This window comes from Akkermansiaceae bacterium (assembly GCA_024233115.1).
Classification (GTDB): domain Bacteria; phylum Verrucomicrobiota; class Verrucomicrobiia; order Verrucomicrobiales; family Akkermansiaceae; genus Oceaniferula.
In genome coordinates this window covers 98,792-115,740 of the sequence record JACKQB010000004.1, presented here as the reverse complement: position 1 = coordinate 115,740, position 16,949 = coordinate 98,792, and the positions used below count along the sequence as shown (strand labels likewise).

10 protein-coding genes are annotated in these 16,949 nt (G+C 57.6%); 7 read left to right on the top strand and 3 right to left on the bottom strand.

Annotated features, from left to right (window positions below):
* The first annotated feature begins 177 nt into the window (after positions 1 to 177).
* From H7A51_11505 to H7A51_11480, 6 genes are all read left to right on the top strand, one after another.
* Positions 178 to 750: an RNA polymerase sigma factor gene (locus tag H7A51_11505; protein ID MCP5536841.1), complete on the top strand. Its 573-nt coding sequence runs from the start codon at positions 178 to 180 to the stop codon at positions 748 to 750.
* 93 nt (positions 751 to 843) lie between these two features.
* Entirely contained in the window at positions 844 to 3,825 is a 2,982-nt protein-coding gene (locus H7A51_11500; GenBank protein ID MCP5536840.1) for a von Willebrand factor type A domain-containing protein, read from the top strand.
* A 111-nt stretch (positions 3,826 to 3,936) separates the two neighbouring features.
* A complete protein-coding gene (locus H7A51_11495; protein MCP5536839.1) occupies positions 3,937 to 10,938 on the top strand; it encodes a hypothetical protein in 7,002 nt (2,333 codons plus the stop codon).
* Between the two features lie 140 nt (positions 10,939 to 11,078).
* Positions 11,079 to 11,279 (top strand): type II toxin-antitoxin system HicA family toxin, encoded by a 201-nt coding sequence (locus H7A51_11490; GenBank protein ID MCP5536838.1) that lies wholly within the window; start codon positions 11,079 to 11,081, stop codon positions 11,277 to 11,279.
* A 59-nt stretch (positions 11,280 to 11,338) separates the two neighbouring features.
* Positions 11,339 to 11,743 (top strand): helix-turn-helix domain-containing protein, encoded by a 405-nt coding sequence (locus tag H7A51_11485; protein ID MCP5536837.1) that lies wholly within the window; start codon positions 11,339 to 11,341, stop codon positions 11,741 to 11,743.
* A 128-nt stretch (positions 11,744 to 11,871) separates the two neighbouring features.
* The gene (locus tag H7A51_11480; protein ID MCP5536836.1) at positions 11,872 to 12,909 is read left to right on the top strand and encodes a flippase-like domain-containing protein; all 1,038 of its coding nucleotides are present in this window, start codon (positions 11,872 to 11,874) and stop codon (positions 12,907 to 12,909) included.
* Between the two features lie 49 nt (positions 12,910 to 12,958).
* On the opposite strand, the gene H7A51_11475 is transcribed toward H7A51_11480, so the two are convergent.
* Both H7A51_11475 and H7A51_11470 read right to left on the bottom strand, forming a co-directional pair.
* Entirely contained in the window at positions 12,959 to 13,864 is a 906-nt protein-coding gene (locus tag H7A51_11475; GenBank protein MCP5536835.1) for an FAD:protein FMN transferase, read from the bottom strand.
* Positions 13,831 to 15,405 (bottom strand): TIGR03663 family protein, encoded by a 1,575-nt coding sequence (locus H7A51_11470; GenBank protein ID MCP5536834.1) that lies wholly within the window; start codon positions 15,403 to 15,405, stop codon positions 13,831 to 13,833. The genes H7A51_11475 and H7A51_11470 overlap by 34 nt, the downstream gene beginning before the upstream one ends.
* 53 nt (positions 15,406 to 15,458) lie before the next feature.
* On the opposite strand from H7A51_11470, the gene H7A51_11465 reads away from it, so the two are divergent.
* On the top strand, positions 15,459 to 16,214 hold the full coding sequence (locus tag H7A51_11465) for a glycosyltransferase (GenBank protein ID MCP5536833.1): 756 nt from the start codon (positions 15,459 to 15,461) through the stop codon (positions 16,212 to 16,214).
* 96 nt (positions 16,215 to 16,310) lie between these two features.
* Here the strand turns inward: H7A51_11465 and H7A51_11460 are convergent, their stop codons facing one another.
* Positions 16,311 to 16,889 carry a hypothetical protein gene (locus tag H7A51_11460; protein MCP5536832.1) on the bottom strand — a complete coding sequence of 193 codons (579 nt, stop codon included), beginning with the start codon at positions 16,887 to 16,889 and terminating at the stop codon, positions 16,311 to 16,313.
* Between the last annotated feature and the right edge of the window lie 60 nt (positions 16,890 to 16,949).

Here is a 16,949-nt window from a genome sequence, read left to right as displayed (position 1 = left end):
TTCAGGCTTTGGGCGGAAAGTGTGACATTGTCTGCGCCGGTGATTTCCAATGTGGTTGCTGCATTGTGGTTTTCGGTGATATCGGCATACTTGGCCCCCCTCTTGAAAAAAAATGAAAAAACATCCAAGGAATTTGACGCTCGTGTGTCTGATCAATAGGAAGCATGATGTCACAAAATGCCAAACAACGCGCAAAATAAGGTCGTGCGTCTTCAATCTACCCATTCAAGAAGCGTGAAACCTGAGGAGAAACCCAGCGTCGAATCCCTCTTCGACGCCGAGGAGTCACCGTTGTTGCGCTACGCCTACAGCATGGTGGCCCGTCGCGAGGTCGCCGAGGAAATCGTCCAGGACGCCTTCCTCAAGCTACACAAACACTGGCAAGACATCGAATCCCCCCGCGCCTGGCTCTACCGCGCCACCCGCAACCTCTCGCTCAACCACCTCAGGAAACACCAACGCGAAACCCTCGACAACGACCCGGACTGCCGGGAAAACCCGCTCCAGCAACAACCCGATGATCGCCTCGGCCGCATGGAGGCCATCGGCACTCTGCGCATCCTGATCGAAGAACTCCCGCCCGACGACCGCGCCCTGATCCATCTCAAGTACCACGAGGACCTCTCCTACGGCAACATCGGCGAGCAACTGAAACTCGGCACCGGCAACGTCGGCTACAAACTGCACCACCTCCTCAAGCACCTCTCCCAAGCCCTGCAAAAGGCAGGCATCACCTCCAGCCGGGGTTAAACTCCAAATACCAAGGGAGCGTGGGCGTCCCGCCCGCCATCAACCCAAGCCAAAAGCAACCCAAGCACTCCTGAAAAATCCTGCCCCAAAAAAATGAACGACAACCTCCACACCTACATTGAACCCGAGCTAGAGGCCCGGATCACCGCCCTTGTCCTAGGTGAGGCCAGTGACTTCGAGGTGGATGAGTTGGAGCGTCTGATCAAGGAAAAACCGGAACTTGCCATTTTTCACCGTCGGGTAGAGGTGATACACGAATGGCTGGGCGATGCGATGCAGCCACAGCAAGATGAACAATGGCAGCTGTCGAATGACCGCCGGGCGGAGTTGAAAAAAGCTTTTTCCAGGACTGGGAAAACACCGACCCAACAACCGGCAAAAAGCCAGCGGCACAGATCGATCTGGAAAAAACAAATCCGCGCCTCAGTCGCCATTGCCGCATGCCTGATGCTCTGCCTCATCCTCTTTATGATGGCCACCCCGGTTTACAAACGGTCATCAGTGGAGAGATTTTCTCCAGAAATAGTCACCTACCAGGCTTCGGAGGCTGAAGAGTTGTTACCCTTGCAGGAAAACAGGCGCATGATGGAGCTCCAAACACCTCTGCCCAAGGAAATGATAGAGGGAACCCCCTCTCCCATCCACCGGCCTGCCAGGACACCCTGGAGTGGGAAGGATTCATCCTTCCGAAGCCTCTCCGAAACAGAAGAAGGCAAAAAAGAAGATAATAAAGAAAATAAAAAAACCGTCGCCAAACGCGAAATGGGCCGATCCGTTGCAAAAAAACCGTCGTCACCCAGTTCATCGATGGCGAGGGTGATTGCATCTAACACAAACTCACCCGCAGCCGTGCCTGTGCCATCTGTCGATATGCCGATCCCCGAGCCATCACCCGATTTCGGCAACGGCGAAGACTTCGGCGATGGCTGGGGTAGCGGTGCAGCCGACGGTAGCAAAGTAAGCGGTGGTTCTGGCGGCGGCAGCGGAGATGAATCGGGAGCCGCCGACCCCTTTTCCTCTCGGGCGCCTGGTAGTACAGGTAAAGCTACAAGCGGGCTGCGCAGTGGTGATTTTGCCACCACCCGCAATTCCATTGATGCCATCTTGAATAATCCGGACCGGACGGCCCCCTCTGAAAGACAGGATATGCCTCAGCCTCAAATTGGTCAAAAAATGAATTGGGATGCCCAGGCACCGATCGATTCAAACGGCCGCATGACCCTAGGGGATCGTGATGAAAAATCGGCAAGCAGTTACCATTTCAGACTCTCCGGAGAAGCTAAAAAAGCAAGAACCAGCCAGGACAATCAATTTCTATATTACTCTGAGTATGAACCACCCGAGTTGCCCAATTCAATTCACAGGGGAGGTGAATTCAAGGGAGGCTCGATTGCAGAAAAGGAAATGGCAAGGAGGGGCGCCACCGTAATCCCTGAACATGCTGACAAAGCTAAAGACGTGCGCAAAGGCCTCTATCTGGGTGAAGGTTACCTTAACCTCGGCAAATATGAGGAAGCTGAGAAAGAGCTTCAAGAAGCACTGAGGGTCGACCCCTATAACAAACAAGCGAGACGTTTGTTAGAAAAGGTTGCTGCCAATAAATCCGATTATTATCGCGCCGCCTACGATCACACCCGTGCTGAACTCCTCAAGGAGGTCGATAAAGCCTGGGAGATGACCGTGCCTCCTGAAAGCCAAGCGGCAGCCATGCCGTCAAGTCGCCCCACAACCACCACCCCGTCCCCCGTCACTCCCAAAGCGCTGCCAGACGAAACCACAACGGCCGCCACTCCGTTTTCCACCTTCTCCCTCAACGTCGCCGATGTCTCCTTCAAGCTCGCCAAGGTGGCTCTGTTGGAAAATGGACAGTGGCCCGATGCCGCCAAGGTGCGCACCGAGGAATTTGTCAATGCCTTCGATTATGGCGATCCCTCACCACGACGCGGCGAGCCGGTTGCCTGTGCCATCGAACAATCAGCCCACCCGTTTTTACAGCAGCGGAATTTACTGCGCGTCGGTATGAAAACCGCCTCGATCGGTCGGTCTGCCCCGCTCCGCCTCACGATATTGTTAGACAACTCAGGCTCCATGGAACGTGAGGACCGCGAGGCTTCTGTGCTTGCCGCCATCCAGGTGCTGGCAGCGCAGCTGGGGCCGCAGGATGTGATCACGCTGGTGGGATTTGCGCGTCAGCCCCGGCTTCTGGCCGACCGCATAAGCGGCGACAAGGCGCAGAAGCTGGTTGAGATCGTCGCCAATACTCCGAGCGAAGGTGGAACGAACATCGAAGAGGCTTTGCGCCTCGCCCGCACACTGGCCAAACGACAGCACAGCGAGGGTGCCCAGGACCGCGTTGTCCTGATCACCGATGGAGTAGCCAACCTCGGCAATACCATCCCGGAGGAACTCTCTAACCAGATTGTCGCCATGCGCCAGGAGGGCATCGCCTTTGATGCCTGTGGCGTGGGTGCCGAGGGACTTAACGACGACATCCTCGAAGCCCTCACCAGAAAGGGGGACGGTCGCTACTACTTCCTCAACCGCGCCGAGGATGCCGATAGCGGCTTTGCCAAACAACTTGCCGGTGCCCTCACGCCAGCCGCGAAAAACGTCAAGGTGCAGGTCAAGTTCAACCCCGGCCGCGTAACGCGTTACCGCTTGTTAGGGTTCGAGAAACACCGCCTGAAAAAAGAGGACTTCCGTAACGACAAGGTGGACGCCGCTGAGATGGCCGCCGAGGAGGCCGGTAATGCCGTTTACCAAATTCAAGTCAACCCCCAGGGCACCGGGGAGTTGGGCGAGGTCTTCGTCCGGTTCCTCGATGCCGGTTCCGGTCGGATGGTCGAGCGCTCATGGCCACTTCCCTACGAGCCACAGGCACCGTCGTTTGACCTCGCCACACCCTCCATGCAGCTCGCAGGGACCGCTGCCATGCTCGGTGAAAAACTCCACGGCACCGATGCCGGCTCTGTCAGGTTCTCCATGATCTCAAACACACTCAACCAGCTCAGCGGTCACTTTTCCTCCGATGCCAAGGTCCGCGACCTCATCAGCATGTGCAGGAAGGTCAAGTAGGACAGCTTTGCAAGCTGTCGACAACCCAAGCCACAACCAACCCTGGCATGCCGACAGCTTACAAACCCGCACACCAATTTACATCCTCTTTACCAACGTCACCTCACCACCATGATAATTAAACCCATGATCAAAAATGTCATTTTCACCCTGCTCCTGGCAGCTGGAGCAGCCATCGCCCAGGACCAGCCTGCTCCCGCTGCCGGTGTCCAGGCTTCTGTCGACGAAAACGGGACGGGTGCCGTCACCCTCACCGCCAAGGGTGTTTTACCCAAACCCCCGCTCTTTTTCAACGCCAGGGCCACAGCGACGGCCAGACTAACAGCAAGCGAGATCACCCAGTCCATCGAGCTGGACCTGGCTGTTTTCCAAGGTCACCCCGAGCTGCTCACACTGGCATTACACGGTCAGGGGGAGGTGACATCCGTCACAGGCGCGAGCCTTGTGGATTGGGCGGTGAGGACATCAGCCGATGGAACACAGCGGTTCCTGGACATCAAACCCGTGCAACGAACAGGAGCCCCCCAACAGAGGCAGTTGCAAATGACCGTGAAGTGCCGATCCGAGATCAAATCCCTTCCTGCCACAACCCAACTGCTCACTCTTGGGCCGGGTAAAGCATCGGGGTTTTCCTCTACGCTAACAATTGATCCCGGTGGGATCGATGCACGTGTTTCTAAAATCGCCGGTATGCAACCACTCGAAAAAGACTGGTCGTTTTTCAGCAATGGCGACAGCACGCTTTCGCTGCAATTGAACCCGTCTGGCGCAGCTCCCGCCAAAGTGGAATTGCGTGGGGTGCGGATTGTCGGTCGGGTCGACGAAAAACTGGGCAGCGCCAGCTTCACCCTGACCGCCACCGCGCATGTCGCCGAGGCCGATGGCGGAGTCGTCGACTTCCTGAGCGGTCGTGCCGCCGTCAGCAGCATCCAGGGCAGTCCCGACTATCGCCTCACCCTCAAACAGCAAGCGCAGGGTGGCAGCATCTATCAGCTGGAGTTCGACCGGGCCGGACAATTCCCCGTGCAGTTGGAAATCATTGCGCGTATCGATGAAGATAGCGCCGGTTGGAAAATGATCGACTTCACCGCCCCGCAGGGTGCCGTGGTGCCGGTGCAGTTGTCAGGCCTGGCGGCGAATGTGGAATTTAATAAATCCCAGCCGCTCCATCCGCGTCCGCTGGCAGACGGTTCGGGAGCTGGCGAGTGGCGCGGGTTTCTTCCCGCCACCGGGCACTGTGTGCTCGCATGGAAAAAAGGCCGCAATGCCGGCGAAGGAAAACTGGCCTACACCAGCAAGGGACTTACCGATGTCTCGGTCGGTGCCGGTTTGTTGCGCCAGGTCAGCTTGATCGAACTCAAGGTCCTCCAAGGGAAGATCAACGACGTCACCCTGCGTATGGACGGCCCCGGCGAAGTGCTCGATGTCGAGGGCACCCATGTGGCCGGCTGGACCGTGGTCGCGGGCCCGGGTGGAGGCAGACATCTCAAAGTGAGTCTCAGCCTGCCGTTAGAGGATGATGGTGTGCTGAAAATTCGCAGCCAGCAGGCGCTTGGAAACTTTCCTGTCACCGCGAATCCCATGCGGCTCACTCCTGTGGACGTGCTCCGTCATTCGGGCCATGTCCGACTCAGCAATGCCGGTGCGGTGCGGCTCGAAACCGCCGGCGTGCAGGGTATGATGCAGCTTTCCCCCGAGCAATTTCCAAGCAAGGCGATCAAGGCGCGGCAGGTCTTTGTCTACCGTTACCCGTCTGCCGATTACACCTGGTCGGTCCGCGCCGACCAGATCCTACCCGAGGTTTCGCTCAACGAGGTGGTGGTATATGAACAGAGCGAGAGCGACCGGATTATCCAGGTGACCGTCGAACTCGATATCCGTGAGGCTCCACTTCGTGAGTGGGAAGTGAGGATTCCCGACGGCTATGCTGTTGCCACACTCGTTGGTGCCGAGGTGGCCGACTACGTGGTCGGCACTTCCGTGGAAAAAGGCCTGCGTGATGTCAAGGTGCTGTTCAACCGGGCCGTGGCTGGCCGACAGCTGATCTCTCTGCGGCTGGAAAAGAACGCTCCCGCCGAGGCCGGTATCTGGCAGCTTCCCGTGCTGGAATACCCGGATGTCAAATCCGTGCGCGGCCATATCGGTATCTCCGCCGCCGCCGGATGGAGGGTCGTTCCCGACAAGGTGGACGGACTAACAGAAACTCCGCTGTCCTATTTCCCGATGAAAAATCCGGACATCCAGCAGACCTACCGTCTCCGCGCCAATGCAGGTGACAAGGCATGGTCGGCATCCATGAAAATCGATGCCCGCGAGCAGAGTGTGCAAGCGGACGTGTTCCACCTCTACTCCCTGAAAGAGGGCATGGCCTATGGCTCGGTCTTGCTGAACTACTTCGTCGTGGGCGCGCCTGTCAACCAGTGGGAGCTTTCCGTGCCCGAAAGCTTTGGCAATGTCACCATCGAAGGCCAGAATGTCCGACAGTGGCGTCGGGTCGAGGGGGATAAGGTCATCGTCCAGTTAGAGCAGCCGGTCAGTGGTGCCGCCACCTTGTTGGTCACTTTTGAAAATGCCATGAGTGCCCGCGGCGGTAAGCTGAAACTTGCGGAGGTGCGCCCCATGGATGTGCAAGGCGAAAGCGGTTTTATCGAGGTGGTGAGTCCTCTGCTTGGTAATCACAAGGCGATCAATGCCACCCCGGGGCTACTCGAAATCAGTGCCCAGGAACTTCCCGCCGAGTTCCGTATGCTGACCACAGCCCCCGCCATCAAGGCCTGGCAATACGCAGCCCGTCCGTTTGAAGTGGAAATTGAGGTCGCCTGGTATGAGCCGGGCCAAACCCTCGACCAGGTCGTCGATTTTGCAGAACTGAAAAGCCTCGTCTCGCGCGACGGTCAGGTGATGACCGAAGCCACCTTCTATGTGCGCACCCGCGGTCGACAGGCTCTCAAGATGACCCTGCCCGGGAATGCCCGGCTTTGGGATGCCCGGGCCAACAACCAGAGCATCACCACACGCAAGGACGGAGATCTCTATCTACTGCCACTGCCCGCCGCAGATGACCCTAACAAACCTGTCCGCGTGGTCGTCCGCTACGGTGGTGCTGCCGACAAGGGAAACAAGGTGCAGCTCGGCGCCCCCATCCTGACCGCGCCGATGATCATTGCGGGTTGGAAAGTCAGTGCGGAAAAAGGGAGGCTCCTGGTTCCCGCTGACAACGACAGCGGTGTCCGTACCCCGCCGCTGACTCAGACTGGATTTGAAAGCCTGCAAGGCCGGGGGCCGGCCGTTCTGGGGATCGCCGTGCTCTTTCTGGCTGGTGCCTGTTTACTGAGACGCAAAACACCCGCCGCATGGAGCAGGGCATTCACGATTCTAGCGTTTGTCCTGATCATCATCCTCTCCGTCAGCATCGCCCGGGAAATCATCGGTGAGCGCCGGGTCAACCAGCGCTATCTGGAAATCACCGCCCAGGTCGTCTCTGCCGATGCTCCGGTCAATGTGACCTTGCAAAACATCGCACCATGGCGTGCGATGGTATCGTGGTTGGGAATCATCGCCGGTCTCCTGGGCGGCATCGCCCTGTTAGGAGGCCTTGTCCTGAAAAAATGGCGCAGCCTCTGGCTGAGGGCCTTGGCGATCGCGGCTGTCTCCGGTGGCATCCTCGCCCAGCGTGGTGGCGGATTCGTCTTTTTCTACACACTGGCTGCCATCGCCGCACTGCTGTTGATCCTCGCATTGATCAAAACCTTCAACCACTGGAGCCGCTGGAATGCCGAGCGGGCGAAACGATTGGAAAAGGAGCGTGCAGAAGCCGATGAGGTCGTCGCGCTCGGGGCCGCCGATGGTCATAGTGGTATGGCCACTGAAGGTGCCATCAAGCTGCTCGTCCTCGCCGCTGGCTTGGGCTTCATGTTCTTTGCTGCCACCCCGGCTGTTGTCGCCGCGGAGGATTCCCGGGCGCTCGATTCTGTCAACCAGACGTGGAAAATAGAAAAAGACCGCCTCTACGCCACCATGGATATCCAGCTCCAGGCGAAACAAGGCGTCAGCTATCTCCTGTTACGCGAACCAGCCATCCTGACATCATTTACCGGTGAGGGGCTTCGTGTCAGCAAGATCAAACAAGGGGACAACACCGTCTGGATGCTCGCAGCCGACCAGGCGGGCGCCCTTACGGCTACGGCGACCTACGAGATGCCAATGCCCGCCAACCATGCTGATTTTATTCTCCCGTCCGGGATGTCTGCGGTGCAGAAAATAAGTGCCGAGATCGACCAGGCGGGTCTCGAGATTTTTTCCAACGCCGCCGTGCAAACGGTACGTTCCGAAGACACAAACAAAGTTGCCCTGGTGCTGGCACCCCTCCGGCAGGTGGTCATCGGTGTCCGTGCCAAGGGGCGTAACATCGATGCGGAGGAAACCAGGTTTTATGCCGAGATCGCCAACCTCTACCTGCCTTCACCTGGTGTCGTTGACGGTGTGCATCGCATTACCATCCGACCGGCCAGCGGTAAGGTGGACCAGCTGGCGTTGACGGTGCCTGCCGGCTTTACCGTTGGCGACGTCACCGGCACCCCGGTGGGAAACTGGCGGTTCGACCCTGCGAGCCGACAGCTTACGGTGGATCTGGAGCCTGCCCAGTCGCGTGTTTTTTCCATCCTCGTCGAAACCCAGCGTGGCCTTGATGCCCTGCCGGCGGCAGTCACGCTGAACTCCATGAGCGTCGCCGGTGATGCTGGGGAGACAAATATGTTAGGGTTGGCATTTGGCCAGGAAGCACAGCCTGGAAAAATCACCACAGAGGGGCTTTCCGTGGTCAATGTGGACGACTTCGACCAGAACCTGATTCCCGCTTTCGCCAACGACCAGAAAGTCAAACGGGGTATCCTGCACAAGGTCTATCGTTCTGCATCGGGTGCCGGAAGTGTGAGTCTGCAAGTCGCTCCCGTGAAGTCAGAGGTGCGGGTGGTTTCCCAACAAGAACTAACCCTCGGGAGTGAGCGTATCCTTCTTTCAGCCGTACTCCAGACCAGTATCACCCGGGCAGGTATTTTCAAACTCAGCTTCCCGCTACCCAAGGGGATGGAGGTGGAGTCATTGAGTGGCCGGTCACTCAGCCACTGGACGGAGTCGGATAATAATGGTGCACGCATCGTCACCATGCACCTCAGTGGTAAGACGCTTGGTGACCAGCAATACACCCTGGCACTAACCGGCCCCCCGGCGAATGAGCTCGGCGAGTGGCAGGTTCCCCGGCTTCTTCTCAACGAAGCCGTGCGCCAGAGCGGTCAGCTGTTAGTGATGCCCGAAAAAGGTATCCGTGTCCGTGCCATCGACCGGAAAAACGTTTCCCGTATGAATACACAAGCCAGTCTGGATGGCCAGTCGACCCCACAGGTCGATCCGCGCGTCAAACAATCCGGTGGCCTCGCCTTCAGGATTTTACAATCGGATTGGAACCTCACCCTCGGTATCGAAAAGCTGGACCCCTGGATCACGGCGAACCTGCTACACGAGGTGACGCTGCGCGAGGGGCAGACCCGCACCCGGCTCGCCGTGGTCTATCAGATCGAACACGCGGCCGTAAAATCGGTCAACGTCCAACTCCCCGGCCTCAGCGAGGAGGAAGCCCGCACGGTGCGTGCGAGTGGCACCGCGGTCAAGGAAATCGTGCATCTCAAGGATGATGTCTGGGAGCTGCGCTTCCGCCGTGGTATGCTCGGCGGGGTGTCTGTGCAGATCGAGTACCAACGCGGCGCAGACCGTGGAAAAGGGGGCTCGGAGGTCATTAACCCGGCCCTGTTTCCCAAAGCCAAACGCCTGGTTTACTACATGGCGGTGCGTACGACCGGTCGGCTTGATATGCAAGTTGCCCAGCCTGGAAATGGCTGGCGTGCCTCGGACTGGACCGCGGTTCCCAAGGGGCTGCGCAACCCCGCCGATACCAGCGTGCCCAACCTTTGTTACCGACTCAACGAGCCCGAGGGCTCGCTCAAGGTGGCACTGAAACGCCACGAGATGGCAGACACCTTGAAGCTGCGCGTCACCGGCGGCAAGATGATGACCATTTTCTCACCCGGCGGGGATACGCTGACATCCGTGACCTTGCAAACACGCGTGCTGGAAAAAAGCACCCTGCGGATCAGTCTGCCCGCCGATGCCTCACTCTACAATGTGCTGGTCAACGACGAATCGGTCCACGTGGTGAAAGAGGGAGCCGATCACTTGTTCCATGTTGCTCCTGGTCCGGTTGAGTCCGAGCCGGCGGTTGTTTCCCTGGTCTACTCCACCAAGGCCAGCGGCGCTGACATCAAACTCGCCGCCCCGGGGTTCAATGTCCCCATTGAATCGCTCGAGTGGGAGGTGCTTGTGCCCGAGGGATACCGTCTCGACGCCGCCTCCGGTGAGTTCGAGCTGCGCGAGAGCTGTGGTATCCGCGACTATACGATCGACGATTACCTGGACGCCATCCAGCGCAGTCGGACGGAGGAAGCCCAGAAGGGCCAGCAGTCGTTGCAAAAAGCCAACGACTACCTCCGCCAGGGAAAACGCAAGGAAGCCGCCAAGGAACTCAGCAAGGTGACCAAGAACTACGCGGTCGACCAGGCATCCAACGAAGACGCCCGGGTGCAGCTCCGCCAGCTCCAGACGCAGCAGGCGCTGTGGGGGCTGAACACCCGGCGGCAACGCATTTACCTCGACAACAAAGCCGCTGGCAATGGAGTTTTCCAAAACCGTGACCTGGAGGACTCCGCCGTGAACAACCCCCTGTTCAACGGGCAGCAGGAGTTTGATGTTCGAAAAGTGGACGACTTCCTGCGTGGCAACAGCCTGGAGGAAAAACAAACGCTCAAGCAGATTGCCAATCGACTGATCAGCCAGCAGATCGCCACCGAGCCCGCCCCGCAGACCATCAGCACCATCGTCCGGGGGCGTGGTGAAGTCCTCCGGTTCACCCGTGGCATCCAGGTCAACGGCGGCAAGGAACTCGCCCTGGAACTTGATATCGAATCCACCAACGGCGTCAGAATCACCTGGACCCTCCTCGTCCTGATCGGCATCGGCCTCACTGGCGCGGTGGCATTGAAAAACGCCAAGTCATCAACGTAACCTACCACGACAAGACTACGAAGACCGGAAAAAACCGCGTGCTAGTGCGGCATGAACAGACTTGAACCGATTTAGAGAGAATCTCCTATTGGGTATCATTTGAGCTTGTGTGAAGATCTCCTATTGGGTATAGTCCGTCCATGCCTCGCAAAATCAAGGCGTTGATCAAAGACCTTAAGAAGGCTGGTTTCAGTCAAGTGACAGGGGGTAAAGGATCTTACCGGAAATTCGTTCACGGCATGGTTGAAGGATTTGCCCTCATTTCTGGCAAAGAGGGTGATGACGCAAAACCTTATCAAGAAAAGCACATCAAAGAAAAAATTGAAGAATCCAAAAAGTAAAAACCGAACAACTAAGTTAGGAGCAAAAAATGCAAAAAAAGGTTGATAGACTAGCGTCGATGTATCCAAAAACTGTGCGATGGAGTGATGCTGATGAGGCCTTTGTCGGGACGGTTCATGGACTTGTAGGCGATTGTTGTCATGGCGATGATCCCTACGATGTATATCGGCAGTGCGAGGAAATTGCACGCGAGTGTGTCGAAGCCGCTTTTTCCATCAAGAAAGAACTCCCTCCGCCACCCGATCACATTAAACCGATCCGTCCACTACCGGTTCCGGATCCGGCTGTGATAAGGAAAGCTCTTGGCCTTTCCCAGGTTGAGTTTTCCCGCTTTCTGGGTATCAGCCCAAAAACCCTACACAAGTGGGAGCAAAAAACCAGCAGCCCGAGTGGGGCGGCTCGCTCCCTGTTGAAAATTGCCGCCGAAGAGCCCAAAACCGTTCTTCAGGTATTGGGTGGCTGAATTGCGAGGCATCAATGAATCAAGTTAGGGGGCACCTTGGTGCCACGCAGAAGCGTGGCCGGCAGCTTGTTGGCAGTCATTTTGTGGCTTTGAAGTAAGGTTGTTTTGGATATGCTTGGCGGCAGCAGATGATTTCCAAACAAAAACAGGGGCCGGGTCGTCGCCGGGGCCGTCGGGTTGCGACCTGGGCCAGCGCCTTGCTCAGTGCTGTGATACTGGTGGCATTGGGAATGCGGCTCGACTGGGCGGTATTGCTTAGCGAGCTGGAAAAGGTGCGCTGGTCGTATATTCCCCTGTTAGTATTGATCACGCTGGCCACCTTCTGGGTGCGGGCCCTGCGATGGCGGCATTTGCTGTCCAACGGCAACGAGGTATCCCGGGTCAGTTTGTTTGAAGCAACCTTGGTCGGGTTTACCGCGACGTTTATTCTGCCTCTGCGTGTCGGGGAGGTGGTCCGTCCCTGGGTGCTGAGCCGATGGCAACCGGTCAGGTTTTCAGCGGGCTTGGCCAGTGTGGTGGTGGAACGTGCCTTTGATGCACTTACCTTGTTGGTTTTGTTAGGTGTGACCATCGCCCAATTGGATTCGGTGCCAGCCATTGTCTCGGCAGGAGTCAAAGTAGTGGCCGCTCTCGCCGTTGTCATTTTTGTGATCATGATCGCCGCCTACCTGGGGGCAAACCAGATGGTCAAGCTGGGTGAGGGGATGGTCACTGCCGTATTTGGCAAAAAGTGGCCGGACTTTGCCAGTCGGCTCGTGGCTATGGTGGAGGATTTCCTGACCGGGCTGCGCGGGATTTCCAGCGTGAGGGATCTGGTGTGGTCGGTATTCTGGTCGGTCGTTTTATGGGGTTTGTTCGTCGGGCTTTATCAGGTCGGGTTGTTGGGTTTTGGCGTGGAAGCGACGATGTGGGTCGGGGTGAGCGTGTGTGTGATGATAGCACTGGCCGTGGCTGCACCGGGGGCACCGGGGTTTGTCGGCACCTTTCAACTTGGTTGTGTGGTGGCACTGGCTCTCTTTGGCTACCCGGAGGAGTTTGGTATCGCCTACTCGATCGTGCTCCATGCATTGCAAGCTATCACGGTGGTGGCATGTGGATTTTTCATCCTGAACCGGCGGGGACTGAATCTATCGGAGATTCGTGAAAAAAGTAGGACAGCTTTGTAAGCTGTCGGCAACCCAAGCACACATCCTGCCAACCGCTTGCAAAGCTGCCCTACCTTGCGCTATACGTCTGAAACCCGCTTTCGTTCTCGACGTACACGGCGGACAAGGAGGTTTCCTCGGAGGCAACCTGCTCGATTTCCTCCGGGGACATCAGCATGAGTGCGGTCGACCAGGCGTCGGCAAAGGCGGCGGTCGGACTACGCGACCAGATCATCGCATGCTGGGCTGCGTGGTCTGGCTGGTTGGCTCCATGCGCATCTGGATGCACGATGTGGCTGCCTTGTATGATGGTTCCGGAGGCGCTCAGGGCTTCGTTTTTCAAATCAACGCGTAGCACCTCCCTTGCTCCGCTGAGATCAATCGGCCAGCTTGCATCACCGATGGCAAGGTGGGTGCTGGCTCCTGCCGAGAGTAAAGCACCGTCGATCTCATGGCCGCTGAGTAATTCCTTGAGTTGGTCGAGGGTAAAGCCCTTGCCGATACCGCCGAGGTCGATCACCCGGCCTGGTGCGTTACAGGTGACGGCCGGTGTGTCGGGGTGCACGGTCAGTTGACCAACGGGCGCGGGAAGGGTGCCATCCTGGCCGGTTTTCAGGTGTTCGATCATGGTTCCCAACGTGGGATCGAACAGACCTCCGGTGTGGAGATATGCTTCCATGGCTAACAGCAGACACGCATGGCACTGCTCGCTGATGTGCAGGGTTTCGCCGGCTTGCAAGTGGTTGATGCGGAACACGTCACCGCCTTCGTGGTAGCGGCTCAGTTTTTGTTCCAGTTCATCGATCAGGTGGATGCATTCGCAGGCGAGGCTGTTGGCCAGCGACTCATCCTCCGTGCTCAGCCGCAGGGAATAGGTCGTCTTCATCGCCTCGTGGTGAATCAGGTGATGAGGCGGGAAAGTGGTGGGCTTGGCCGGTAAACTCATGGGGTTTCCGAGGGGTCGGGTGTAATCCATTGTTGCCAGTAGTCCCGGCGCAGGTAGAGCATGACCGGGACGTTGGTGCGCAGGGTGCGCGGCAGGATGGTGTGGGTATCCTTTAACTGCCCAGTGACTGCGTCAGCCATTTCAGGCATGGCTATGACCAGTGGACAGCCGTTGATCGCGGGTGCGGGTTCAGGCCAGTATCCGATCGATTCAAAGTCGCGCAGGTACCATGGCAGTGGCCAGTATTCGCTGCCTACCACACCGATTGGTTCCAAGGCACCAGGCGGGAGTTCTTTCGAGAGCTCTTGCAACCAGGCCCGTAGGGATTCGACATCGCGACTGGTGGGGGTGTAGGCGTAGGGGTTGCGGGAATCGTTGGCGAAGCGACCGATGGCAAAGCCCGACAAGCGTTGCTGTTGGAAAAGCACGCCTAGCAGAAGAATGGTGGCGGCGGCTTTGACGGGGAGTTTCCAGTGGGAGAATCCACGGAAGCTCAACCCGGCGAGTAGGCAGAAATGAGCCCACGGCAGGCACATCAGCCATGGGGTTTTGTAGGAAATCAGGCTGTAGATGAGCAGGTGGATGATGGCGGAATAGGCAACAAAACGGACGATGTTCTCGTGCTTGTTTGGATGTGATTTCCCAGGCAGGTAGCTACGGACCAGTGCGACGAGTGCCAGGACCAGAACCGGCAATTCATGCCACCAGATACCTCCCTTGGTGGGCACGGCGAGCATTCCAATGTAGTAGAGCATCGGCTTGTCGTGACCGGCGGTGGTTTTGTAGACAAAGAAGGTGCGGACCGCGTCCCAAGCCCCCTTGAGGTTGCTTAATCCATCGGTGTAATACCATCCCGCACTGAGCGCGGCGGTGATCAGAAACGCGATGGCCGGGTCGCGGTATTGCCGCCACAGTCTTTTGCGGTTGTTTGCCGTGTTGTGTTGGTTGATGCTGCGTATGTTAGAAATGGCCAGAACGATTCCTGCTGCGGTCCAGGCAATGATGCTGATGGCAAAGGTTTCCTTGGTGGCGAACATCAGCCCGACCAGTCCACCGATGCCGGCAAACTTGAGGGTGAGTGAGAATTTCGGACGCAGAAACAATACAATCACCACAGCGAGTCCAAGCAGGGTCAGCAGCATTTCGTGGATAAACATACGGCTGTAATAAACGAGCAGCGGAGAGGTGGCCAGAAGCGCCGCCGCGACCAGCATCGCGGTATCACCAAAGCGACGGCGCCAGAATACGGGAATCATGACTAACAGTGTGCCCGCAATCGCCGGCACGAGCCGCAGGCTGAGCTTGGTCATTTTCTGCCACGATGTTTCACCGTTGATCTTGCAAATCGGTTCAGCCGCCGCGCTGAGCAGGGGGCCGTGGTTGTGGACCGGGTTAAATGAATAACCTGCGCCGGAGTTGGAGGCGGAGATCCGCTGCGAGGTGATCCTCGCGCCGGTGGCCTCGTCAAAATGGAAGGGCCGGTCGGATAACTGGTCAAAACGCAGCGTACCCGCCAAGGCGATCACGGCGATCCAACAGAAAAAGAGCCAGACTTTGCTTGAGGTATGCATCGATTGATTGAAAGATATGTGAGCAAGGACGTGTTTACATGCAAGTGTCGGAAATGAAAGGTCAAACAAAGCGCAGGATCCTGCTGGTCACTCCAGTGTGGAAGGATTCGGCCCGCCTGGCTGTCTTTGGCGCGGAACTTGCGGCAACCTTGTCGACCTGCCGGCACGATGTCCACTGGGTGATAGCCGACGATGGCTCAGGGCCAGAGGAGCATCAAAAACTGGCGGCGTTGCACGGTGAGTTGGCCCGGGTTTTTCCTCATGTCTCGCTTCATTTTGCCAACGAACACCGTGGTAAAGGCTCTGTCGTGCGCGAGGCGTGGGCACTGTATCCGGAGTCCGATCTGTTATGCTTCGTGGATGCCGATGGCAGTCTGTCGCCTGACGAGCTTGTTAGAATGTTGGATGTGGCGGAAGGATGTGGTCAGTCGGTGCTCGCCATCCGCAACCGCACGGATGACACGCATGTGGATTTGAGTCTGGCGAGGACGGTCGCCCACCATCTGTTTGTCCTGGCGGTGAGAATTTTGGTGGGTGTGAAGAGCCAGGACCCGCAGTGCGGTGCCAAAATCCTGCGGGGAGCCGACTACCGGTTGGTCGCCGGTTTTCTTCAAGAAGATGGCCTGGCCTTTGACGCCGAGATGCTAACAGCCTTGTCGGATCATGGGGTGAGCTGGAAAGAGCTGCCTGTCAGCTGGATTGAAAAGGACGGGGGCAAGGTAAAACCCATGCGTGATGCATGGGGTATGTTAGCCGCCCTCTGGAGAATCCGCACCCGCCTGAGAAGCGGTGGTTTTAAGGTGAGTTGATCTGGAGTGCGTACATAAAAACCCCCGGTCACCATCTGGCAACCGGGGCTTGGAATATGTGTTTGCGTCAGGTGGTTAAGCCATGACGAGTGTGCCTTACTCAGGCTTGCCGAAGACCTCCACCTCGATGTAGTTGTTCATCTCGTTGCTGGTGTTGCCTTTGCTGTAGAGCCGGACGTAGCGTCCCTTGGTGCCTTTGCCGTTGACTAACAGACCGTAACGGGTTTCGAGATACGGGTTGTCTGTGCCTTTGCCGAGCTTGGATGAGTCGTCATAGTCGTTGTTAAACAAGGTCGTGACACCCGACTTGAACTCAGGGTCGTCGGAAACCTGGACGATGACATCGTGGTAGACACGCTTTTGGCTGTGGAAGTGCCAGACGAGGATCGCGTAGAGCGGGCTGCTTTTCTCGAGATCAATCTGGACCCACTGGGTGCCTTCGGTGAGTTCGACAAAGAAGCCTTCGCCGGCTTCCTTTTCACCGTCGGTGATTTGCGCAACCTCGCCGAGGATCGGATAGTCGTCGCTGGAGGTGACCTTTTTATCCTTGGAGAGAAGGACCGTGCCTTCCGGGACGAGGAACTTGGGAAACTTCTTGGTCTCGGGGCTGAGGTTGGGCACGCCCTTGGGACGTGGTGAACCTTCGATAACCTCCTCGGGGAGTTCGGTTTTCAGCTGGACACCGCCCTCGGTTCCGATGCCGGGACCGCTGGAGCCGCCGGTGTCGCCATTGGT

Coding starts and splice junctions, on each gene's coding strand:
- H7A51_11470 (MCP5536834.1), bottom strand. CDS start 15,405: ATGCATACCTCAAGCAAAGTCTGGCTCTTTTTCTGTTGGATCGCCGTG.
- H7A51_11490 (MCP5536838.1), top strand. CDS start 11,079: ATGCCTCGCAAAATCAAGGCGTTGATCAAAGACCTTAAGAAGGCTGGT.
- H7A51_11500 (MCP5536840.1), top strand. CDS start 844: ATGAACGACAACCTCCACACCTACATTGAACCCGAGCTAGAGGCCCGG.
- H7A51_11480 (MCP5536836.1), top strand. CDS start 11,872: ATGATTTCCAAACAAAAACAGGGGCCGGGTCGTCGCCGGGGCCGTCGG.
- H7A51_11485 (MCP5536837.1), top strand. CDS start 11,339: ATGTATCCAAAAACTGTGCGATGGAGTGATGCTGATGAGGCCTTTGTC.
- H7A51_11465 (MCP5536833.1), top strand. CDS start 15,459: ATGAAAGGTCAAACAAAGCGCAGGATCCTGCTGGTCACTCCAGTGTGG.
- H7A51_11475 (MCP5536835.1), bottom strand. CDS start 13,864: ATGGATTACACCCGACCCCTCGGAAACCCCATGAGTTTACCGGCCAAG.
- H7A51_11495 (MCP5536839.1), top strand. CDS start 3,937: ATGATAATTAAACCCATGATCAAAAATGTCATTTTCACCCTGCTCCTG.
- H7A51_11505 (MCP5536841.1), top strand. CDS start 178: ATGCCAAACAACGCGCAAAATAAGGTCGTGCGTCTTCAATCTACCCAT.